Source organism: Saccharothrix sp. DSM 118769 (assembly GCF_052936295.1).
The window spans coordinates 9,466,487-9,486,302 of the sequence record NZ_CP193627.1 but is presented as its reverse complement, the minus strand read 5'-3'; the positions used below and the strand labels follow the sequence as shown (position 1 = coordinate 9,486,302).

23 protein-coding genes are annotated in these 19,816 nt (G+C 73.9%); 14 read left to right on the top strand and 9 right to left on the bottom strand.

What is annotated here, in order from left to right:
- Nucleotides 1-178 precede the first annotated feature (178 nt).
- From ACRAKJ_RS40820 to ACRAKJ_RS40810, 3 genes are all read left to right on the top strand, one after another.
- Nucleotides 179-1,333 carry an aminotransferase class I/II-fold pyridoxal phosphate-dependent enzyme gene (locus ACRAKJ_RS40820; protein WP_438920158.1) on the top strand — a complete coding sequence of 385 codons (1,155 nt, stop codon included), beginning with the start codon at nucleotides 179-181 and terminating at the stop codon, nucleotides 1,331-1,333.
- 67 nt (nucleotides 1,334-1,400) lie between these two features.
- Entirely contained in the window at nucleotides 1,401-1,571 is a 171-nt protein-coding gene (locus tag ACRAKJ_RS40815) for a hypothetical protein (RefSeq protein ID WP_438920157.1), read from the top strand.
- A 48-nt stretch (nucleotides 1,572-1,619) separates the two neighbouring features.
- Nucleotides 1,620-2,489, top strand: coding sequence for an ion channel (locus ACRAKJ_RS40810; protein ID WP_438920156.1), 870 nt, complete (start codon nucleotides 1,620-1,622; stop codon nucleotides 2,487-2,489).
- Here the strand turns inward: ACRAKJ_RS40810 and ACRAKJ_RS40805 are convergent.
- Together ACRAKJ_RS40805 and ACRAKJ_RS40800 are read right to left on the bottom strand one after the other, a co-directional pair.
- Nucleotides 2,460-3,041 (bottom strand): HAD-IA family hydrolase, encoded by a 582-nt coding sequence (locus ACRAKJ_RS40805; protein ID WP_438920155.1) that lies wholly within the window; start codon nucleotides 3,039-3,041, stop codon nucleotides 2,460-2,462. The two genes, ACRAKJ_RS40810 and ACRAKJ_RS40805, sit on opposite strands and share 30 nt — an antisense overlap.
- A gap of 1 nt (nucleotide 3,042) precedes the next feature.
- Nucleotides 3,043-4,062, bottom strand: coding sequence for a GntG family PLP-dependent aldolase (locus ACRAKJ_RS40800; protein WP_438920154.1), 1,020 nt, complete (start codon nucleotides 4,060-4,062; stop codon nucleotides 3,043-3,045).
- A 153-nt stretch (nucleotides 4,063-4,215) separates the two neighbouring features.
- Between ACRAKJ_RS40800 and ACRAKJ_RS40795 the strand changes: the two genes are divergently transcribed.
- The 6 genes from ACRAKJ_RS40795 to purB are packed head-to-tail and all read left to right on the top strand — an operon-like array spanning nucleotide 4,216 to nucleotide 8,950.
- A complete protein-coding gene (locus tag ACRAKJ_RS40795) occupies nucleotides 4,216-4,734 on the top strand; it encodes a SigE family RNA polymerase sigma factor (RefSeq protein ID WP_438920153.1) in 519 nt (172 codons plus the stop codon).
- 17 nt (nucleotides 4,735-4,751) lie between these two features.
- Nucleotides 4,752-5,507 (top strand): hypothetical protein, encoded by a 756-nt coding sequence (locus tag ACRAKJ_RS40790; protein ID WP_438920152.1) that lies wholly within the window; start codon nucleotides 4,752-4,754, stop codon nucleotides 5,505-5,507.
- A gap of 25 nt (nucleotides 5,508-5,532) precedes the next feature.
- Nucleotides 5,533-6,117, top strand: coding sequence for a TetR family transcriptional regulator (locus ACRAKJ_RS40785; RefSeq protein ID WP_438920151.1), 585 nt, complete (start codon nucleotides 5,533-5,535; stop codon nucleotides 6,115-6,117).
- Between the two features lie 43 nt (nucleotides 6,118-6,160).
- Nucleotides 6,161-6,691: a SigE family RNA polymerase sigma factor gene (locus tag ACRAKJ_RS40780; protein WP_438920150.1), complete on the top strand. Its 531-nt coding sequence runs from the start codon at nucleotides 6,161-6,163 to the stop codon at nucleotides 6,689-6,691.
- On the top strand, nucleotides 6,688-7,470 hold the full coding sequence (locus ACRAKJ_RS40775) for a hypothetical protein (RefSeq protein ID WP_438920149.1): 783 nt from the start codon (nucleotides 6,688-6,690) through the stop codon (nucleotides 7,468-7,470). The genes ACRAKJ_RS40780 and ACRAKJ_RS40775 overlap by 4 nt, the downstream gene beginning before the upstream one ends.
- A gap of 46 nt (nucleotides 7,471-7,516) precedes the next feature.
- On the top strand, nucleotides 7,517-8,950 hold the full coding sequence (gene purB, locus ACRAKJ_RS40770) for an adenylosuccinate lyase (protein WP_438920148.1): 1,434 nt from the start codon (nucleotides 7,517-7,519) through the stop codon (nucleotides 8,948-8,950).
- Nucleotides 8,951-9,016: 66 nt separating this feature from the next.
- On the opposite strand, the gene ACRAKJ_RS40765 is transcribed toward purB, so the two are convergent.
- The 4 genes from ACRAKJ_RS40765 to ACRAKJ_RS40750 form a co-directional block, all read right to left on the bottom strand.
- Nucleotides 9,017-9,457: a hypothetical protein gene (locus ACRAKJ_RS40765; RefSeq protein WP_438920147.1), complete on the bottom strand. Its 441-nt coding sequence runs from the start codon at nucleotides 9,455-9,457 to the stop codon at nucleotides 9,017-9,019.
- 71 nt (nucleotides 9,458-9,528) lie between these two features.
- Complete coding sequence (locus ACRAKJ_RS40760; protein ID WP_438920146.1) at nucleotides 9,529-10,308, bottom strand: ATP-binding cassette domain-containing protein; 780 nt, start codon at nucleotides 10,306-10,308, stop codon at nucleotides 9,529-9,531.
- Nucleotides 10,305-11,135: an ABC transporter permease subunit gene (locus ACRAKJ_RS40755; protein WP_438920145.1), complete on the bottom strand. Its 831-nt coding sequence runs from the start codon at nucleotides 11,133-11,135 to the stop codon at nucleotides 10,305-10,307. Before ACRAKJ_RS40755 ends, ACRAKJ_RS40760 begins: the two co-directional genes overlap by 4 nt.
- Nucleotides 11,136-11,144: 9 nt before the next feature.
- Complete coding sequence (locus ACRAKJ_RS40750) at nucleotides 11,145-11,999, bottom strand: transporter substrate-binding domain-containing protein (RefSeq protein WP_438920144.1); 855 nt, start codon at nucleotides 11,997-11,999, stop codon at nucleotides 11,145-11,147.
- A gap of 63 nt (nucleotides 12,000-12,062) precedes the next feature.
- Here ACRAKJ_RS40750 and ACRAKJ_RS40745 point away from each other — a divergent pair, with 63 nt between their 5' ends.
- Both ACRAKJ_RS40745 and ACRAKJ_RS40740 read left to right on the top strand, forming a co-directional pair.
- Nucleotides 12,063-12,956, top strand: a complete 894-nt coding sequence (locus tag ACRAKJ_RS40745; protein WP_438920143.1) for a phosphoribosylaminoimidazolesuccinocarboxamide synthase — start codon at nucleotides 12,063-12,065, stop codon at nucleotides 12,954-12,956.
- Between the two features lie 86 nt (nucleotides 12,957-13,042).
- The gene (locus ACRAKJ_RS40740; protein ID WP_438920142.1) at nucleotides 13,043-13,771 is read left to right on the top strand and encodes a DUF2334 domain-containing protein; all 729 of its coding nucleotides are present in this window, start codon (nucleotides 13,043-13,045) and stop codon (nucleotides 13,769-13,771) included.
- On the opposite strand, the gene ACRAKJ_RS40735 is transcribed toward ACRAKJ_RS40740, so the two are convergent.
- On the bottom strand, nucleotides 13,693-14,304 hold the full coding sequence (locus tag ACRAKJ_RS40735) for an MBL fold metallo-hydrolase (RefSeq protein WP_438920141.1): 612 nt from the start codon (nucleotides 14,302-14,304) through the stop codon (nucleotides 13,693-13,695). The genes ACRAKJ_RS40740 and ACRAKJ_RS40735 overlap by 79 nt on opposite strands.
- A gap of 35 nt (nucleotides 14,305-14,339) precedes the next feature.
- On the bottom strand, nucleotides 14,340-15,311 hold the full coding sequence (locus tag ACRAKJ_RS40730; protein WP_438920140.1) for an NAD-dependent epimerase/dehydratase family protein: 972 nt from the start codon (nucleotides 15,309-15,311) through the stop codon (nucleotides 14,340-14,342).
- Nucleotides 15,312-15,466: 155 nt separating this feature from the next.
- Between ACRAKJ_RS40730 and purS the strand changes: the two genes are divergently transcribed.
- From purS to purL, 3 genes are read left to right on the top strand one after another with little or no spacing between them, the layout of a single operon-like run.
- A complete protein-coding gene (gene purS / locus ACRAKJ_RS40725) occupies nucleotides 15,467-15,706 on the top strand; it encodes a phosphoribosylformylglycinamidine synthase subunit PurS (RefSeq protein ID WP_306743917.1) in 240 nt (79 codons plus the stop codon).
- Nucleotides 15,703-16,374: a phosphoribosylformylglycinamidine synthase subunit PurQ gene (purQ, locus tag ACRAKJ_RS40720; protein WP_438920139.1), complete on the top strand. Its 672-nt coding sequence runs from the start codon at nucleotides 15,703-15,705 to the stop codon at nucleotides 16,372-16,374. The genes purS and purQ overlap by 4 nt, the downstream gene beginning before the upstream one ends.
- Nucleotides 16,371-18,632, top strand: a complete 2,262-nt coding sequence (gene purL / locus ACRAKJ_RS40715) for a phosphoribosylformylglycinamidine synthase subunit PurL (RefSeq protein WP_447008832.1) — start codon at nucleotides 16,371-16,373, stop codon at nucleotides 18,630-18,632. Before purQ ends, purL begins: the two co-directional genes overlap by 4 nt.
- A 64-nt stretch (nucleotides 18,633-18,696) precedes the next feature.
- On the opposite strand, the gene ACRAKJ_RS40710 is transcribed toward purL, so the two are convergent.
- Nucleotides 18,697-19,512 carry a lysozyme gene (locus tag ACRAKJ_RS40710; RefSeq protein WP_447008831.1) on the bottom strand — a complete coding sequence of 272 codons (816 nt, stop codon included), beginning with the start codon at nucleotides 19,510-19,512 and terminating at the stop codon, nucleotides 18,697-18,699.
- Nucleotides 19,513-19,816 lie beyond the last annotated feature (304 nt).

Genomic DNA, 19,816 nt, shown 5'->3' with positions numbered 1-19,816 from the left:
GTCGCGCGGGTCGACGCCGAGGTCGTGCGGCGGTGCTGTGGCCGTGCGGCGGTGCCGGCGCGCGGTCGGCGGACCGGCGAGTCCGGCGGCGCGACCGCCGGGTCGCCGGACTCGCCGGCGCTGTCGGCGCTGCCGGGGGCATGCGGTTGTGCGGTGACCAGGGGTTAGCCTGGCGTCCATGCTGGGTGTTTCGGCTCGTGCGGACGTTCCTCCCTTCCACGTGATGGAGGTGCTGTCGGCCGCCGCCCGCCGGCAGCGGACGCACGGGGACGTCGTGTCGTTGGCCGCCGGGCAGCCCTCCAGCCCCGCTCCCGCGCCGGTGCTGGAGGCGGCGCAGCGGGCGTTGCGGGAGCAGCCGTTGGGCTACACCGAGCAGCTCGGGATCGTCGAGCTGCGGGAGGCGCTGGCCGGCCACTACGACCGGCAGTACGGCCTCTCGGTGTCCGCCGACGACGTGGTGGTCACCACCGGGTCGTCGGGGGCCTTCCTGCTCGCGTTCCTCGCTTCCTTCGAGGCGGGTGACCGGGTGGCGCTCGCGCGCCCCGGCTACCCGGCGTACCGGAACATCCTGCGGGCACTGGGGTGCGAGGTCGTCGAACTGCCGTGCGGACCGGGGACCCGGTTCCAGCCGACCGTCGAGATGCTGGAGGCGGCGGGCCGCCTCGACGGGCTGATCGTGGCGAGCCCGGCCAACCCGACCGGCACCGTGCTCGCCCCCGACGAGTTGCGCGGGCTCGTCGAGTGGTGCGCGGAGCACGGGGTGCGGCTCGTCAGCGACGAGATCTACCACGGCATCGGCTACGGCACGCCCCTCGCCTGCTCGTGGGAGACCTCCCGGGACACCATCGTCGTCAACTCCTTCTCCAAGGTTTTCGCCATGACCGGCTGGCGGTTGGGGTGGATGCTGCTGCCGCCCGACCTGCGCCGGGCGGTGGACCGGCTCACGGGCAACTTCACGCTCTGCCCGCCCGCGCTCGCCCAGCACGCGGCCGTCGCGGCGTTCGAGCCCGAGTCGTACGCGCAGACCGAGCGCCTGGTCGAGGGGTACCGCCTCAACCGGGACCTGCTGCTCAAGGGCCTGGCCGACCTGGGCATCGACGAGGTGGCCCCCGCCGACGGCGCCTTCTACGCCTACGCCGACGTCTCGCACCTCACGACCGACTCGACGGACTTCTGCCGCCGCCTGCTCGACGACACGGGCGTCGCGATCGTGCCCGGCGTCGACTTCGACCCCGTGCGCGGGCACGAGTTCATCCGGATGTCCTTCGCCGGGGCCGGCCACGACATCGAGGAGGCGCTGCGGCGGATCGGCGGGTGGTTGTCGTCATCATGATGACCGTTGTACCCGCGTTGGTCGCCGGGTGGGGGAACTGACGGCGGGTGTCGCTCGTTCGTGTGGCATGGCCCGAATAATCCTGTGGCTGCTCGCCGCGTGGATCGTGATCACCGTCGCCGGGGCCCTCATCGAGGGCATCTTCTGGCTGGCCGTGGTCGGTGGCGTGCTGTTCCTCGGCACCGCCGCGTACGGTGCGATCAAGTCGAACGGCCGCAAGGGCATCAAAGGGCCGTAACGCCGCACGGAGCTGGTAAAACGCCGAACCGACGCTCACGATGGTGCGGTGTTCGAGACTGATGAACGCCGCCTGGTCCGCTGGGAGCGGCGCGTCGAGTGGCCCCTGACGGGCCTCGCCGTGCTGTTCCTGGTGGCCTACGCCTGGCAGGTCCTCGACGACCGGGCGACCCCCGGTCTGCACGGCGCGCTGGAGGTCGTCCTCTGGTTCGTCTGGCTGGTCTTCGCGGTCGACTACGCGGCCCGCCTGGTGCTCGCCGCGGACAAGCGGCGGTTCCTGGTCACCCACCTGGTCGACCTGCTCGCGGTGCTGCTGCCGGCGGTCCGCCAGCTGCGCGTGCTCCGCCTGCTCACCGTGCTCAAGCTGCTCAACCGCCGGTTCGCGGGCCGGGTCCGGCAGCGGATCGGCCTCTACGTCGCGGGCGTCACGGCCCTGATCGGCCTGTCCGCCTCGCTCGCCGTCCTGGACGCCGAGCGCCACCACCCCGACGCCACGATCACCACGTTCGGCGACGCGGCGTGGTGGACCCTCACCACGATCACGACCGTCGGCTACGGCGACCGCTACCCCGTGACCTGGGAGGGGCGGTTGGTCGCCGCGCTGCTCATGGTCGGCGGCATCGCCCTGCTGGGTGTCATCACGGGCACCATCGCGTCCTGGATCGTGGACCGGCTCAGCGGCGTCGAGGGCTCGGTGGCCGAGGCCGAGCAGGCCACCGCGGCCGAGCTGCGCCTGGTGCGGGCGGAGCTGGCGGCCCTGCGGGAGGAACTGGCCGGGCGAGCGGAACCGGCCGGGCGGGCGGAGCAGGCAGGGAGCGGGGAGCAGGCCGGGAACGGGGCGCAGGTCGGGAACGGGGAGCAGGCCGGGCGAGCTGGCCCGGCCGGGGAGCTACGGGCCGAGCACCGACCGGGCGTGTGAGCTGCCCCGCCACAGCACGCCGGTCAGGCCCGCCGCGTTCGCCCCGTCCACGTTGACCTGCCGGTCGTCGAAGAACACGCAGTCACCCGGCTCCGCCCCGAGCCGCTCGACCAGCGCGGTGAAGATCCGCCGGTCCGGCTTGGCCACGCCCAGGTCACCGGAGAACACCAGGTGCCGGAAGTGCGCGGCCCACGGCTCGCGCTCGGCGACCCGCGCGAACGACGCGGGCGCGTTGGACAGCAGCGCCAGCGGCACCCCGGACGCCGCCAGCTCCTCGACCAGCGCCACCACCGACGGGTCGGGCAGCAGCCACCCCCGCACGTCCACGTCGGTCAACCGCGCGGCCAGCTCGGCGTCCACCCCGACGCCCAGCCGCGCGCCCACGGCCCGCCAGTACCCCAGGTCCGGCGTGCCGCTGTCGTAGTCGTGCCGCGGAGCCCAGTAGGCCGCCGCGAAGCCCTCCTCGGGCACGCCGAGCAGGGACGCCAGTTCGGGCAGCGCCTCCGTCGGCCGCGAGATGACCTCGCCGTAGTCGAACACCACCCAGCGCACGTCAGCTCACCGACACGATCCGCCGCAGCGCCTCGGCCACGTCGTCCGCGCCCACGTCCCGGTGCGTCACGAACCGCACCTTGCCCGACATCGGGCCCGCGTACACGCCCAGGTGCCGCAGCCCGGCGAGCGTCACCTCCAGGTCCGGCACGCCCGCCAGCACGATGTTCGTCTCCGGCTCGTCCACCTGCCAGCCCAGGGCGGCGAGGCCCTTGGCCAGGGTGCGGGCGTTCGCGTGGTCCTGCGCCAGGTCGTCCAGGCGACCCAGCCCGACCAGGCCCGCCGCGGCCAGCACACCGCCCTGCCGCACGCCGCCGCCCAGCATCTTGCGCACCCGGCGCGCCTCGGCGACGAACAGCGACGACCCGGCCACGACCGACCCGACCGGCGCGCCCAGGCCCTTGGACAGGCACACCTGCACGGTGTCCACGCCCACGGTCAGGGCCGCGGGCGGCAGCCCCAGCGCGACGGCCGCGTTCCACAGCCGCGCGCCGTCCAGGTGCACCCGCAGCCCGGTCTCCTTCGCCGCCGACACCAGCAGCGCGTGCTCGTCGGGCTGGGTCACCGAGCCGCCCGCCGAGTTGTGCGTGTTCTCCAGGCACAACAGGGTCGTGCGCAGCGTGTAGTACGGCCCCGAGGACCCCGCCGCGGCGCGCACCGCGTCCGGCGACGCGCGACCCGGCCCGGCGTCGCACTCCAGCGGGTGCGGCATCCCGCCCGCGATGAACGCGGCCGTGCCCAGCTCGCTGTCCAGCACGTGCGCGCCGCGCGGCGCGAGGAACCGGTCACCGGGGCGCAGGTGCACGGTGAGCGCGATGAGGTTGCCCATCGACCCGGTCGGCACCCACAGCGCGGCCTCCACGCCGAGCACCTCGGCGACCCGCTCCTCCAGCAGTCTCATCGTCGGGTCGTGGTCCAGGACGTCGTCGGCGACCTCGGCGCGCGACATCGCCAGTCGCATTTCCTCGTCCGGCTGGGTCACGGTGTCCGACCGGAAGTCGAGCGGCGGGAGCAGGGTCACGAACGGATCACATCACACCGCGCAAGTCCTGACCCGATCGCGCCGGCCGTACGACGATGGGGGGTGACGCACGTCTCGCCGGAGGGGCGTGCAACCGTTGACCGTCCCGGTTCCGTCCAGCAGGTGCAAGCACGACGAGCGGAGAGAGTCCGCGTGGATCAGCGCGACGAGCAGGAGTTCGCGGAGTACTTCGCCGCTCGCCGGGAGGCCGTGCGCCGAACGGCGTTCCTGCTCTGCGGCGACTGGCACCGGGCGGACGACCTCGCGCAGACCGCGTTCGTCGCGCTGCACCGCAGGTGGCGGAAGGTCCGGGACAAGCAGGCCCTGGACGCGTACGTCCGCCGCAGCGTGGTGCGCGCGGTGATCGACGAGTCCCGGCGGCCGTGGCGGCGGGAGCGGTTCGTGGACGAGGTCCCGGACGCGCCCGCGACCGACGGCGAGGTCGCCGACTCGGTGGCGACGCGCGAGACCCTGGTCACGGGCTTGCGGCGGGTGCCACCGAGGCAGCGGGCGGTGCTCGTGCTCAGGTTCCTGGAGGGGCTGGACGTCTCGGCGACCGCGGTGGCGCTGGGGTGTTCGGAGGGCACGGTCAAGAGCCAGACCTCCCGGGGCCTGGAAGCGTTGCGCGAGGCCCTCGGCGACGCGATCGACGACCTGCGGCCCGCGTCGTGAACGGGAGGTGGAGGTAGGTGGACGAGCAGAAGCTCTCGGAGCTGTTCCGCGACGCGGCCGGCGACGCGCCCCCCGCGTCCTTCGACGTGGGCGAGGTGCGGGCGGCCTCGGCGCGCGCGACCGCCCGCCGCAGGTCGGCCGCGGCGCTCGGCTCCGCGCTCGCCGTCGTGCTCGTGTTCGGCGGGGTCGTCGTCTCGACCGACCTGTTCGCGAAGTCGACCGGCGACACGACCGCGGCGGGTTCCGCTGAGAGCGCCCCGTCCCCTGACGTCACCCCGTTCGGTGAAGCCGAGGTACCCGCGGTCCCGAAGGACGCCTCACCGGACCGGAGCGGTGGAATGCCGCCCAAGAGCGTCCCCGACGACCCGTCCACGCAGGGGGACGAGCCGTTGGGGACAGCCGACCGCCCGACGGTCGGCCGCACCCCGGGTGGGTGTGTGGAGGTGGACCGGGAGCTCGCCGTCGCCCTCGCCGACGAGCTCCCGGTCGCCCGCGGCCTCCAGCCCTCGCCCGCCGCCGCGAACTGCCCGGCGGGCGGTCGCGGCGCCGGTTACCTGGTCCGCGACGGCGGTGCCACCGGCACGGTGTCCGTCGTCGTCGTGCCCCCGGGCACGCCCGACCTCGTCCCGGACCGGTCGGTCCGGTTCCAGAGCTCGCCCACGTCGGGCGGCGAGGAGCTGTACGTGCTCAGCGAGCCGGCGGCCGGGTCGGGGGTCGCGCCCTTCGCGGACGAGCTGGCGTCGCTGGCGCGGCGGCTCGGGGACCGGTTCTGACGCGCGCACTAGTACCTTCCCTGCAATGACAGCCGCTACGCCGAAGGGTGAACGCCGGCGCCAGGCGCTGGTCGAGGCCGCCGCGGACCTCCTGGCCGACGGCGGGTTCGACGCGGTCCGGCACCGCGCCGTCGCCGAGCGCGCCGGCCTGCCCCTGGCGTCGACCACCTACTACTTCGACTCGCTGGACGACCTGGTCGCCGCGGCCCTGGAGCACCGCAGCATCGCCGAGCTGGCCTACGGCAAGGCCCGGCTGGAGGAGCTCGACCCGGCGGACTGCGGCGGCGACGCGCTCATCGACCTGGTGCTCGACCTGCTGCTCGGACCCGTGGGCGACGGCGACGCGGAGGCCGTGCTGCTGCGCTACGAGCGCCTCGTCGCCACCGGCAGGCGGCCCTACCTGCGACCGCTGATGCGCCGCATGTCCGGGCAGCTGCACGACCTGCTGTTCGACATCTTCACCCGCACCGGCCAACCGGTCACCCGTGAGCGCGTCGAGGAGCTGATCGCGCTGGTCGACGGCGCCGTCGTGAACGCCCTCATCGAGATCAGCCCGGACCCCCGCGCCGCCGCCCGGCGCATGTTGGAGAAGTCGATGCAACCCCGGTGACCCCCGACCGCGTTCACAAGGTGGGGGCGCGGAAGGGGATGGCATGCGCAAGGCCGATGAGCAGGGGTTCCGCGAGTTCGCGGTGGGGCACGCGGCCTCCCTGCGGCGAACGGCGTACCTGTTCTGCGGTGACTGGCACATGGCGGAGGACCTGATGCAGGCGAGCCTGCTCAAGCTCTACCAGGCGTGGCACCGCATCGAGTGGCGCGACAACGCCTCGGCCTACGCCCGCAAGGTGCTGCTGCGCACGTGGCTCGACGAGAAGCGGCGCCCGTGGCGGAGGGCCGAGCAGCGCGACGGCGAGGTGCCGGACGTGGCGGACTCGTCGTCCGACCCGGACCGGGCGGGCGAGCAGCTGTGGGCGCGCGACCTCGTGCACGCGGCGCTGCTGCGCGTGCCGCCGCGCCAGCGGGCCGCGCTCGTGCTGCGCTACTTCGAGGACCTGCCGGTGGCGGAGGTCGCGGTGGCGATGGGCTGCACCGAGGGCACGGTCAAGAGCCAGACCGCGCGCGGGCTCGTCGCGCTGCGCGTCGCCGTCGAGGAACTGGAGCAGGGGGCGGTGGTGGCCTCGTGAGCGAGGCGGAGCTGAGGGAGGGCCTGCGCGCCGCGGTGGGGGACGAGCCGCCGCTGGACTTCGACCCGGACGCGCTGATCGCCCGCGCCCGGCACGCGCGCAAGAGGCGTCGTGCGCTGGTGGCGGTGGCCGTGGCGACCCTGGCGCTGACCGGGACGGCGCTGTCGCTGCCGGGCGCCCTCGACCGGCGCCCGCTGCTCGACGCGGCGGCGGGGCCGCTGCTGACGACCGCGGCGTCCCCGCCCCCGACCGGGCGCCCGCCCGCCCCCACCGCCCTGCCGCCCACCACCACGCCGGAGGCGCCCACCCCCCGGAGCGGACCCGAGGGCCTCCTGGCGCGGCGCGTGACCGACCTGCTCGCCCGGGTGGCCCCCGGGGCCGAGGTGGTCGCGGTCGACTTCGACGACAAGGACCAGCAGGGCGCCCGGTTCATCAGCGGGCTGGTGCAGTACGTCGACGCCGAGGGCAGCAGCGGGATCGCCGTGCAGATCACCGGTGCCGGGGTGGGGCCGGACCCCGACCGGTTCTGCGCGTCGGCGACCTGCGTGTCGACCTCCACGCGGCCGGACGGCAGCCGCGTCGAGGTCGCCGTGGCCGACGGCGGACCGGAGGGCACGACCGTGCTCACCGCCGCGCACTTCCGCCTCGACGGCACCGTGGTGCAGGTCAACGCCTACAACTACGACCCGGCGAAGGGGGGTGCCCTGCGCGCCACCGTGCCCCTGTCGGTGGACCAACTGGTCGAGCTGGCCGTCGACCCCGGCCTGGCCCTGCTCTGACGTGCCCGGTTCCCGGTCCCGGCCGGACGGCAAATATGCTGGTCACGTGACGGTCAAGCCCCGCATCGCCAATGTCCTCGCCGGTCGCTACGCCTCCGCGGAGCTGGCCACGCTGTGGTCCGCCGAGCACAAGGTCGTGCTGGAGCGGCAGCTGTGGCTCGCCGTGCTGCGGGCGCAGGCCGAGCTGGGCGTCGACGTGCCCACCGGGGCCGTCGCGGACTACGAGCGGGTCGTCGAGCAGGTCGACCTGGCGTCCATCGCCGAGCGCGAGCGGGTCACCCGGCACGACGTGAAGGCGCGCATCGAGGAGTTCAACGCCCTCGCCGGCCACGAGCACGTGCACAAGGGCATGACCTCGCGCGACCTGACCGAGAACGTCGAGCAGCTCCAGGTCCTGCGCTCGCTGGAGCACGTGCGCGGCAAGACCGCCGCCGTCCTCGCCCGCCTCGCGCAGCGCGCCGCCGAGTACACCGACCTCGTCATGGCCGGTCGCTCGCACAACGTCGCCGCCCAGGCCACCACCCTCGGCAAGCGCTTCGCGACCGCCGCCGACGAGGTGCTCGTCGCGTTCCGGCGGCTGGAGGAGCTGATCGCGCGGTACCCGCTGCGCGGCGTCAAGGGCCCGGTCGGCACCGCCCAGGACATGCTCGACCTGCTCGGCGGCGACCGGGACAAGCTGGTGGCGCTGGAGCGCGCCGTCGCCGGGCACCTCGGCTTCGAGCGGGTGCTGACCAGCGTCGGCCAGGTGTACCCGCGGTCGCTGGACTTCGACGTCGTGTCGACGCTCGTGCAGCTGGCGGCCGGGCCGTCGTCGCTGGCCAAGACCATCCGGCTGATGGCGGGCCACGAGCTGGTGACCGAGGGCTTCAAGCCCGGCCAGGTCGGCTCCAGCGCCATGCCGCACAAGATGAACACCCGTTCGTGTGAGCGCGTGAACGGGTTCGCGGTGATCCTGCGGGGCTACCTGTCGATGGTCGGCGAACTCGCGGGCGACCAGTGGAACGAGGGCGACGTGTCGTGCTCGGTCGTGCGCCGGGTCGCGCTGCCGGACGCGTTCTTCGCGTTCGACGGCCTGCTGGAGACGTTCCTGACGGTGCTCGACGAGTTCGGCGCCCACCCGGCCGTGGTGGCCCGCGAACTGGACCGCTACCTGCCGTTCCTCGGGACGACCAAGGTGCTGATGGCGGCCGTGCGCGCGGGCGTCGGCCGGGAGACCGCGCACGAGGCGATCAAGGAGAACGCGGTCGGCGTGGCGCTCGCGATGCGCGAGCGCGGCCTGGCGGAGAACGACCTGCTGGACCGCCTCGCCGCCGACGACCGCCTGCCGCTCGACCGGGCCGCCCTGGACGCCCTGCTCGCCGACCGCCTGTCGTTCACCGGCGTGGCGGAGCAGCAGGTGGCGGCCGTGGTGGCGCAGGTCGAGGACGTGCTGTCGGCGTTCCCGGCGGCGGCGGGCTACGTGCCGGAACCGATCCTCTGACGAGCGGGTCGGGCCCTTGAAGGGCGTCGGCCCGCGTCGGAACGGGCCGGGCCCGGCCGAGGGCGGTCAGCGGACGCGCGTCCAGCGGAGGCGGTCCCGGCGGCCCGGTTCGCAGGTCAGGGCGCGGCCCGCCGGGTCCACGGCCGTCGCGCCCCGCTCGTCGCACGGGAAGCCCTCGATCGCCACCTCGTCGAACGCGGGTTCGGTCGTGGTCGGCGGCGGCGCCGGGGGCGCCGGCGGCGGCACGGGCTGGACCTCCACCGGCGGTGGTGGCGGCGGGGGTTCGGTGGTCGCCTCCGCGGTGGGGGGCGGGGTGGTGGCGACCGCGCGGACGGAGATGCTCGCCACCGCGGGCACCGACGCGGGGGGCGTCGTCGAACCGGTGGTGATGGTGGGCAGCTCGACCGGTTCCGGGGCAGCCGTCGGCTTGCCGCACGCGCCCGCGAGCAGCACGGCGATCAGGCTGCCCCCCGCGACGGGGGCCAGTAGCGCCTTCCGGTGGACCACGCCGAGCAGAGTAGGGGCAGCAGGCCCGATACCCCAAGTGGCGGTGTGCCGGACGCACACCCGGAGTAGAGCTACAGCCTCCCCGCGTCGATGATCCTCTTCAGGAACTGCCGGGTCCGCGGGTGCTCCGGGTCGCCCAGGACCTGCTCCGGCGGCCCGGACTCGACGAGCCGCCCGCCGTCGAGGAACACCACCCGGTCGGCGACCTGGCGGGCGAACCCCATTTCGTGCGTCGCCATCAGGATCGTCCTGCCCTGCCCCGCCAGCTCCCTGACCAGCGACAGCACCTCGCCGACGAGTTCCGGGTCCAGCGCGCTGGTGATCTCGTCCAGCAGCAGCAGGCGCGGCACGTGGGCCAGCGCACGGGCGATGGCGACGCGCTGCTGCTGCCCGCCCGACAGCTGCTCGGGGTAGCCGCGGGCCCGGTCGGCGAGGCCCACGCGCCCCAGCAGGTCCAGGGCGGTGCGCTCGGCCTCCGCCCGGGGCACGCCGTGCACGACGCGCGACGCGAGGGTGACGTTGTCGAGCACGGTCATGTGCGGGAACAGGTTGAACGCCTGGAACACGACGCCCATCGCCCGCCGCGCCACGTCGGCGTCGACCCGCGGGTCGGACACGTCGACGCCGTCGAGGAGCACCTGGCCGTCGTCCAGCTCCTCCAGCAGGTTCACGCAGCGCAGCAGGGTCGACTTGCCCGACCCGGACGACCCGATCAGCGCCACCACCTCGTGCTCGTGCACGTCGAGGTCGACGCCGTCGAGCACCGTGCGGCCCCCGTAGCGCTTCACCACGCCGCGCACGGACAGCACCGGTCCGGGCAGCCCCCGCGCGGGTGCACCGCGGTCGCTCATCGTCCCCCCTGACGCCGTTCCACCCGGCGGCCCACCGCGTCGGCGAACCGCGCCGTGGGCACCGCGAGCAGTACGAACAGCAGCCCCGCCACCACGTACGGGGTGAAGTTGAACGCCCTGGCCTGCTCGATCTGCGCCGCGCGCACCGCGTCCACCGCGCCCAGCACGGAGATCAGCCCGCAGTCCTTCTGGAGCGCCACGAAGTCGTTGAGCAGCGCCGGCATGACCCGCCGCACCGCCTGCGGCAGCACGACCAGCCGCATCGTCTTGCGCGGCGTCAGCCCCAGCGAGCGGGCCGCCGCCACCTGCGACGGGTGCACCGACTCGATGCCCGCCCGGAACACCTCGGCCACGTACGCGGTGTAGGCGAGCACGAGCGCCACGCCGCCGAGCACCACGAAGTCGTTCGGCACGCCCGTGAGCCGCAGCGCGGGCAGCCCGAACCCGACCAGGTACAGCAGGATGATCAGCGGCAGCCCGCGGAACAGGTCCACGTACACGGTGGCCAGGGCGCGCAGCGGGAACCACACCGGGCTGCGCAGGGTGCGCAGCGCCGCCACGCCGAGCGCGAGCACCAGGATCAGCGCCCCGCACACGACCAGCACGCGCAGGTTCAGCCACAGCCCCTCCAGGATGGCGGGCAGCGACCGCCACGCGACCTCCGGGTCGAAGAAGGAGTCCCGGACGCGCGGCCAGCCGGGCGCGGTGGCGACGGTCGCGGTGGCCGCCGCGGCGAACACGACCGTGGACAGCAGCGCGACCAGCGTGGACCGCCGCGAGCGGGAACGCCGGTAGGCGAGGCGCTCCCGTTGCAGCAGGCTCGTCACGTCAGGCGGTCACTTCAGCTCGGGTGCCGTGCCGGCGGCCGACAGCCACTCCTGCTCGATCTTCGCCAGCGTGCCGTCGGCCCGCAGGTTCTCCACCGCGGTCGACACGCACGCGGTGAGCGGGCTGCCCTTGTCCAGCACGACGCCGAACTGCTCGGGCTTGCCGTCGCCGGGCGGCACCTGGCCGACGATCAGGCCGTCCTCCAGCTCCGCGGACGTGATGTAGAACGCGGTCGGCAGGTCCACCACCAGCGCGTCGATCTGCCCGGCGCGCAGGGCGGCCTTGGCGTCGTCGTTGGTGTTGTAGACGGCGACGTCCTGCGCGGGCTGGAGCCGCTGGGCGGCCTCGAAGCTGGTCGTGCCCACCTGGGCGCCGACCTTGACCTCCTTCAGCTCGGCGAGCGTCTTCACGGACGCGGCCCTGGACGACTCCAGCGTGATCACGGCCTGGTCCACGTCGTAGTACGGCGCGGAGAAGTCGACGGCCTGCCTGCGCTCCTCGGTGATGGAGAACTCGGTGAGGTTGGCGTCGTAGGTCTTCTTCCCCGGCTGGATGGCCGCGTTGAACGGGACGCGCGTCCAGACGACGTCCTCCTTCGCGTACCCCAGCTCCCCGGCGAGGGCGTGGGCGACGGCGGACTCGAAGCCCTTGCCGTTGGTCGGGTCGTCGTCCACGTACCACGGCTCGTAGACCGGCTGGTCCGTGCCGAACGTGATCCTGCCCGCGGTCAGGGTCGCCAGGTTCGCCTTCTCGCAGGCGACGCCGTCCACCTGGTTGGTGGGCGGCGCGGCCTGCTCCTCGGGGGCGCAGGCGGCCGCCGCGAGGAGGGCGGTGGCGGCGAGTATCACTCCGGGTGCACGCATGGGGGAGATCTTGCCGCAGGTGGGAAGGGGTGCCCACGGAGCGGGACAAGTAGGCTTCGGATCGTGCCCAAGCTCGCCGATTACCGGCTGGTCGCCACCGGCAAGGTCCGCCAGGTCCACGAGGTGGACGACGACCTGCTGCTGTTCGTGGCCTCCGACCGGATCTCCGCCTTCGACCACGTGCTCTCCACGGAGATCCCCGACAAGGGACGCGTGCTCACCGCGATGAGCGTGTTCTGGTTCGAGAGGTTCGCCGACCTCGTGCCGAACCACCTGGTGGCGTGGGACGACCCGCGCATCCCGGACGAGGTGCGCGGCCGGGCGCTGCTCGTGCGCCGGCTCGACATGGTGCAGGTGGAGTGCGTCGCCCGCGGCTACCTCACCGGGTCCGGCATGGCCGAGTACCGGCGCGACGGCGGGGTGTGCGGCGTGCGGCTGCCCGAGGGGCTGGTCGAGGCGTCCGAGCTGGCGGAGCCGATCTTCACCCCGGCGACGAAGGCCGAGATCGGCGCGCACGACGAGAACGTGTCGTTCGAGCACGTCGTGGCCGAGGTCGGGGCCGGCCTGGCCGGGCGGCTGCGGGACGCCACCCTGGAGATCTACGGCGCGGCGCGCGAGTTCGCCCGGTCCAAGGGGGTGGTCCTGGCCGACACGAAGTTCGAGTTCGGCCTGGACGCCTCGGGCGCGCTGGTCCTCGGCGACGAGGTGCTCACGCCCGACTCGTCGCGCTACTGGCCCGCCGACGGGTACGCGCCCGGCCGGGTGCAGCCGTCGTTCGACAAGCAGTACGTGCGCGACTGGCTGACCTCGGACGCCTCCGGCTGGGACCGGGCGTCCGACGCGCCGCCGCCCCCGCTGCCCGACGACGTGGTGGCCGCGACCCGCGCCCGGTACGTCGAGGCGTACGAGCGGATCACCGGGCTGTCCTTCGCCGACTGGCCGTCCGGCACCCCCTGAGCCCGACCTCGTGATTTCGCCCGATCCGCACCGGCGCGTCACCTCGTCGCCAAGCGGGCGACACGCCGGTGCGGCGCACTGGGCACATGGGCGCCCACCTCGTGGTTTCGCTGTCCGGCATCGGGCCGAGCACGCTCGACCGGTGCGCCGACCTGGCCGGGGAGCTGGACCGGCGGCACGTGCCGCTGTCCCTGCTCCTGGCCCCGCGCAAGGCCGTCCCCGGCGCGGTCCCCGACTGGGTCCGCGCGCGCGTCGCCGCCGGTGACGCGCTCGTGCTGCACGGGTTCGACCACGCCGCCGACCCGACGCACCGGGCGGTGTCGCTGCGCCGCCGGGCCGAGTTCTCCGCGCTGCCCGCGCACGAGGCGGGGCTGCGGCTGGTCGCCGCCCGCGCCGGCCTGGAGCGGCTCGGCCTGGCCACCGACCTGTTCGCGCCGCCGTCGTGGCTCGCGTCGCCGGGCACGCTGGTCGCGCTGCGCCGGCACCGGTTCGCGGTGTGCGCGGACATGGCGGGCGTGCGCGACCTGCGCACCGGCGACGTGCGGCCGGGGCGGGTGCGGATGGCCGTCGACCACTGGGGCCACCTGCTCGCGGTCGGCCGGTCGGCGCGGCGCGGCGGCCTGGTGCGGCTCGGCGCGGACGCCGCGTCGCTGGACCGGCTCGCGCCCGTGCTGCTGGAGGCCGTGGACCTGGCCCTGCACCACGGCGCGACCCCGACGACCTACAGCGCCTCGACCTACAGCGCCACGACCTCCCCCTCGGGCAGCACGACCACCTCGACGCCCTCCGGCGCGGTGCCGGTCAGGACGCGGTAGTACACCCCGGGGTGGGCCAGGAGCGACTGGTGGATCGGCACGGCCCGGCGCGGGCCGACCGCGGCGAGGAAGTCGGCCGCCTCGGACAGCTTCATCCACGGCGCGGCGGTCGGCAGGCCCAGCACGTCGACGCGCTGCCCGGGCACCCTCAGCGAGTCGCCCGGGTGGTAGAACGCGCCGTCGTCGACCAGGTAGCCGACGTTCGCGGGCAGCGGGACGCTCGGGTGGATCACCTCGTGCGGCGCGTCGAGGACGCGCACGGACGTGCCGCCGAACCCCAGCACCGCGCCGGGCTCGGCCCGGGTCGCGCCGTCGAGGTCGAACGGGGCGAAGACCGGGACGCCGGGGTTGGCGTCGCGCAGGGCGGGCAGCCGGGCGGGGTCGAGGTGGTCGGGGTGCTCGTGGGTGACCAGGACCGCGTCGAGCCCGGTGACCCCCTCGAAGCCGGTCGAGAACGTGCCGGGGTCGAACAGGACGCGCGCGGAGCCGGTGTCGACCAGCAGGCAGGAGTGTCCGAAGTGGACGATTTCCATGGTGGTGCCTCCTCAGGGCACCGTTCTACCCCGGTTCAGCCGATCGCGCGCAGCAGCTCCCGCTCCACCTCGGGCGGCAGGCCGGCGCGGCGCTCGCGGTCCGGGCCCAGCTCCCGCTCGTGCGCCAGGGCGTCGACGGCGGTCCCGGCGGTCGGCCGGACGCGCAGCCCGGCGGCCAGCGCGGGACCCGCGTCGCGGAACATCATCGACCGGTGGCTGCGCGGCAACCACAGCGGCAGCGACCTCGGCCCGGCCCACGGCTGGACCCCGTGCCGCGCCAGGACGTCCCCCGGGACGCGGACCAGCTCGGTCCCCGGCGGCGCCACCGCGCCCGCGACCTCGCCGAGGACCATGCCCAACGGGTTGCTCGGCCCGATCGCGTCGTAGGTGCCGGTGACGCGCCGCTCGGCCGCGTCCACCACCCACGCGGCCAGGTCGCGCACGTCCACGTGCTGCGCCGGCTGGTCCGCCGCGTCGGGCACGACCACCCGGCCGCCCCGGCTGAGCCGGTTCGGCCAGTACCCGAACCGGTCGCTCCGGTCACCGGGCCCGGTGATGAGGCCGGCGCGGACGATGAACGCCCGGTCGCCGTGCGCGTCCAGCACCGCGTTCTCGCAGGCCACCTTCACCGACCCGTACAGCTCGGGCGTCGTCGGCGCGCCGGGCTCGTCCTCCGCCGGCGGGAGGGTCGCCGTGCCGCCGGGGGTGGCGTGGTCGGCGTAGACGGAGCAGCTGGAGATGAACGCCCAGTGGTCCGCGCCCACCGAGCGCAGCGCGTCGCGCACCCAGGTCACCGACATGGTGGCGACGTCCACGACCGCGTCGAAGCGCGTGCCCGCCAGCTCGCCGAGCCCGGCGTCCCGGTCGACGGGCACGTGCACGGCCCCCGCGGGCACCGCCCCGGACTCGCCGCGCGCCGCGCACACCACCTCGTGCCCGCGCCCCACCGCCTCGGCCGCCGTCGCCCTGCCGAGGAAGACCGTGCCGCCGAGCACCAGCATCCGCATGGGCCCACCCTGGACCCCGCGGGGCGCGACCGCCGGCAGGTCAGCCCAGGGCGAACAGGTGAACGTGTGCCCCCGGCCACCTGTGAACTGGATGAACACCCAGGTCAGGTACCCTTCGCCAGTACCGCAGTCCTCCTACCTTGGAGCAGCCTGTCGTGGCCCGAGTCGTCGTCGACGTCATGCCGAAGCCCGAAATCCTCGACCCGCAGGGACAGGCGGTGGCCAACGCGCTGCCCCGTCTCGGGTTCGACGGAATCACCACTGTCCGCCAGGGCAAGCACTTCGAGCTGGAGGTCGCCGACGACGTCGACGACGCCACGCTCGCGAAGATCGCCGAGACGTTCCTCGCCAACCCCGTCATCGAGGACTGGGTCGTGAGGCGGGTCGAGGCATGAGGGTCGGGGTCATCACGTTCCCGGGCACGCTGGACGACGTCGACGCGGCGCGCGCGGTCAGGTACGCGGACGGCGAGGCCGTCCCGCTGTGGCACGCGGACCGCGACCTCAAGGGCGTCGACGCGGTCATCGTGCCCGGTGGCTTCTCCTACGGCGACTACCTGCGCTGCGGCGCCATCGCCCGGTTCGCCCCGGTGATGGAGGAGGTCGTCGAGGCCGCGAACAAGGGCATGCCGGTCCTGGGCATCTGCAACGGCTTCCAGATCCTGTGCGAGGCCCACCTGCTGCCCGGCGCGCTCGTGCGCAACTCGAAGCTGCACTTCGTGTGCCGCGACCAGTGGCTGAAGGTCGAGAACACCACGACCGCCTGGACGACCCGGTACGACGAGGGCGCCGAGATCCTGGTGCCGCTCAAGTCCGGCGAGGGCGGCTACCAGGCCGACCAGCGCACCCTCGACGAGCTGGAGGGGGAGGGCCGCGTCGTGTTCCGCTACGTCGGCGAGAACCCGAACGGCTCGCGCAACGACATCGCGGGCATCACCAGCGCGAACGGCCGGGTCGTCGGCCTCATGCCGCACCCGGAGCACGCGATCGAGGCGCTGACCGGCCCCACGGACGACGGGCTCGGCATGTTCCTGTCCCTGCTCGACTCGGTGGTGAGCGCATGACCGTCGACACCGTCGAGAACGCCGGGAGCACGCCGGACCAGGAGCAGCCCTACAAGGAGCTGGGCCTGAAGGACGACGAGTACGCCCGCATCAAGGAGATCCTGGGCCGCCGCCCCACGGACGCCGAGCTGGCCATGTACTCGGTGATGTGGAGCGAGCACTGCTCCTACAAGTCGTCCAAGGTGCACCTGAAGTACTTCTCCGAGACCACCACCGACGAGATGCGCGCCAAGATGCTCGCGGGCATCGGCGAGAACGCGGGCGTGGTCGACATCGGCGACGGCTGGGCGATCACGTTCAAGGCGGAGAGCCACAACCACCCGTCCTACGTCGAGCCGTACCAGGGCGCGGCGACGGGCGTGGGCGGCATCGTGCGCGACATCCTGGCCATGGGCGCGCGCCCGCTGGCCGTGATGGACCCGCTGCGCTTCGGCCCGGCCGACGCTCCGGACACGCGCCGCGTGCTGCCCGGGATCGTCGCGGGCGTCGGCGGCTACGGCAACTGCCTGGGCCTGCCGAACATCGGCGGCGAGGTCGTGTTCGACGCGACCTACGCGGGCAACCCGCTGGTCAACGCCCTGTGCGTGGGTGCCATGCGGGTCGAGGACCTGCACCTGGCGCACGCCTCGGGCACCGGCAACAAGGTCGTCCTGTTCGGCGCGCGCACCGGCCTCGACGGCATCGGCGGCGTGTCCGTGCTGGCGTCCGAGACCTTCGACGACACGGCGGGCAAGCGCAAGAAGCTGCCCAGCGTGCAGGTGGGCGACCCGTTCACCGAGAAGGTGCTCATCGAGTGCTGCCTGGAGCTGTTCGCCGAGCGCATCGTCGTCGGCATCCAGGACCTCGGCGGCGCGGGCCTGGCGTGCGCGACGTCGGAGCTGGCCAGCGCCGGTGACGGCGGGATGCACGTCTACCTGGAGCGGGTGCCGCTGCGCGCCACCGGCATGACGCCGGCGGAGATCCTGTCCAGCGAGTCGCAGGAGCGCATGTGCGCGGTCGTGCGGCCCGAGGACATGGACGCGTTCATGGCGGTCTGCGCCAAGTGGGACGTCATCGCCACCGAGATCGGCGAGGTCACCGAGGGCGACCGGCTCGTCATCACCTGGCACGACGAGGTCGTCCTCGACGTCCCGCCGCGCACGGTCGCGCACGAGGGCCCGGTGTACGACCGGCCGATCGAGCGCCCGGCCGACCAGGACGCCCTCCAGGCCGACGTGCCGGACGCGCTGCCCCGGCCGGCGGACGGCGAGCTGCTGGAGCTGGTCAAGACCATGGCGGCATCGCCGAACCTGGCGTCGAAGCGGTGGGTCACCCAGCAGTACGACCGGTACGTGCGCGGCGGCACGGTGCTCGCCCAGCCGTCCGACTCGGGCATGATCCGCATCGACGAGTCGACGCACCGGGGCGTGGCGCTGGCCACCGACTGCAACGGCCGCTACACCAAGCTCGACCCGTACGCGGGCGCGCAGCTCGCGCTGGCCGAGGCGTACCGGAACGTGGCCACGTCGGGCGCGACGCCGGTCGCGGTGACGAACTGCCTGAACTTCGGCTCGCCCGAGGACCCGGCGGTGATGTGGCAGTTCGAGCAGGCCGTGAAGGGCCTCGCGGACGGCTGCGTCGAGCTGGGCATCCCGGTGACCGGCGGCAACGTCAGCTTCTACAACCAGACCGGGTCGACGGCGATCCTGCCGACGCCGGTGGTGGGCGTGCTGGGCGTGATCGACGACGTCCGCCGCCGCACCCCCACCGGGATCGGCGCGGAGGCCGGCGAGACGCTGCTGCTGCTCGGCGAGACCCGCGCCGAGTTCGGCGGGTCCGAGTGGGCGCACGTCGTGCACGGGCACCTGGGCGGCCTGCCGCCGAAGGTGGACCTGGCGCGGGAGAAGCTGCTCGGCGAGGTGCTGGTGGCCGGGTCGCGCGACGGGATGCTGTCCGCCGCGCACGACCTGTCCGACGGCGGCCTGGCGCAGGCGCTGGTCGAGACGTGCCTGATCGGCGAGGTGGGCGCCCGGGTGTTCCTGGAGGGCGACCCGTTCACCGAGCTGTTCAGCGAGTCGGCGGCCCGCGTGCTGGTGGCCGTGCCGCGCACGGAGGAGCTGCGGTTCACCGACATGTGCACGGCGCGCGGCCTGCCGTGGCGCAAGGTCGGCGTGGTGGACCCGGAGTCCGGGGCGCTGGAGTTCCAGGGCCTCGGCGCGCTGCCGCTGGCGGAGCTGCGCGAGGCGTGGGAGGGCACCCTCCCGGCGCTGTTCGACTGAGGTGACGGCGGGGGTCGGCCGGGCTGCTCGCAGCCCGGCCGACCCCCTCGCCGCGTGCGGCGCGTCAGCCGTTGGCCAGCGCCTGCAGGCGGTCGTAGGCGCCGTTGAACTCGTTCTGGTCGATGGGCGAGGACGAGTACTGCCAGATCGTGTGGAACGGCCAGGCGTAGGGCAGCGTGCCCACCGAGGTGGAGTAGCGCGCCACCCACAGCGGGTTGGTGGAGCTGAAGTCGCCGCCGACGCACTGGTTCCACCAGCTCGTGGACGTGTAGATGACCGGCCAGCGGCCCGTGCGGGCGTGGTAGCGGTCGCTGAACGACAGCACCCACGACGTCATGCCCGCCTTGGACAGGCCGTAGCAGGTCGAGCCGTACGGGTTGTACTCCATGTCGAGCGCGCCCGGCAGGGTCCGGCCGTCGCGCGACCAGCCGCCGCCGTTGGCGATGAAGTAGTCGGCCTGGGCCGCGCCGCCGGACCGGTCGGGCAGCGCGAAGTGGTACGCGCCGCGGATCATGCCGATGTTGTACGAGCCGTTGTACTGCTGGGCGAAGTACGGGTTGCGGTAGTTGGTGGACTCGGTGGCCTTGACGTAGGCGAACCGCTTGCCCTGGTTCCACCAGTACGCCCAGTCGACGTTGCCCTGGTGGCCGCTGACGTCGATGCCGTGCACGACGGCCTGGGCGCCCGGGTCGGTGCCGACCGACCGGCGTTGGCCCTGGCCCTCGTGCTTGCGGATCTGCGAGCCCATGGCGTGATCGCCCACGGGGGCGTCGGCGGTGGAGGTGGGGGGTGCGGCGGTGGCGGTGGTGGCCGCGAGGCCGGAGAGGACCAGTCCGGCGGCGGCGATCAGGGACGTGGCGGAGCGGGCGAAGGTCTTCATCGGGACTCCTTGAGCCAGTGCAGGGGTTGACTCGATGGGCAGTGTGCCGTCCGTTTCACCAATTCACCAGGGTTCGTGTTAATTGGTCACGAAAACGGAGCAACGCCCACGGGGTCGCCCTGCGCTCGGGCGGGTCCCGCCACCGGGTGAGGACACGCCGGAGGGGGTCGGGACCGCAGCACGCGGTCCCGACCCCCTCCGGCGTGATCGGCGGGGCACCCGGTCGGGCGGCGGGGGTGCGCGGACGGGTGCGCATCGCCATCGACGCCCCCGTTCGGCCCGCTGTGCTGGTACGGATGGCCTA

Bases quoted from the DNA above. Each gene is read 5' to 3' on its own strand.
- purL (WP_447008832.1), top strand. From the start codon at position 16,371: ATGACCGTCGACACCGTCGAGAACGCCGGGAGCACGCCGGACCAGGAG.
- ACRAKJ_RS40780 (WP_438920150.1), top strand. From the start codon at position 6,161: ATGCGCAAGGCCGATGAGCAGGGGTTCCGCGAGTTCGCGGTGGGGCAC.
- purQ (WP_438920139.1), top strand. From the start codon at position 15,703: ATGAGGGTCGGGGTCATCACGTTCCCGGGCACGCTGGACGACGTCGAC.
- ACRAKJ_RS40710 (WP_447008831.1), bottom strand. From the start codon at position 19,512: ATGAAGACCTTCGCCCGCTCCGCCACGTCCCTGATCGCCGCCGCCGGA.
- ACRAKJ_RS40730 (WP_438920140.1), bottom strand. From the start codon at position 15,311: ATGCGGATGCTGGTGCTCGGCGGCACGGTCTTCCTCGGCAGGGCGACG.
- ACRAKJ_RS40740 (WP_438920142.1), top strand. From the start codon at position 13,043: ATGGGCGCCCACCTCGTGGTTTCGCTGTCCGGCATCGGGCCGAGCACG.
- ACRAKJ_RS40760 (WP_438920146.1), bottom strand. From the start codon at position 10,308: ATGAGCGACCGCGGTGCACCCGCGCGGGGGCTGCCCGGACCGGTGCTG.
- ACRAKJ_RS40815 (WP_438920157.1), top strand. From the start codon at position 1,401: ATGGCCCGAATAATCCTGTGGCTGCTCGCCGCGTGGATCGTGATCACC.
- ACRAKJ_RS40820 (WP_438920158.1), top strand. From the start codon at position 179: ATGCTGGGTGTTTCGGCTCGTGCGGACGTTCCTCCCTTCCACGTGATG.
- ACRAKJ_RS40750 (WP_438920144.1), bottom strand. From the start codon at position 11,999: ATGCGTGCACCCGGAGTGATACTCGCCGCCACCGCCCTCCTCGCGGCG.
- ACRAKJ_RS40785 (WP_438920151.1), top strand. From the start codon at position 5,533: ATGACAGCCGCTACGCCGAAGGGTGAACGCCGGCGCCAGGCGCTGGTC.
- ACRAKJ_RS40735 (WP_438920141.1), bottom strand. From the start codon at position 14,304: ATGGAAATCGTCCACTTCGGACACTCCTGCCTGCTGGTCGACACCGGC.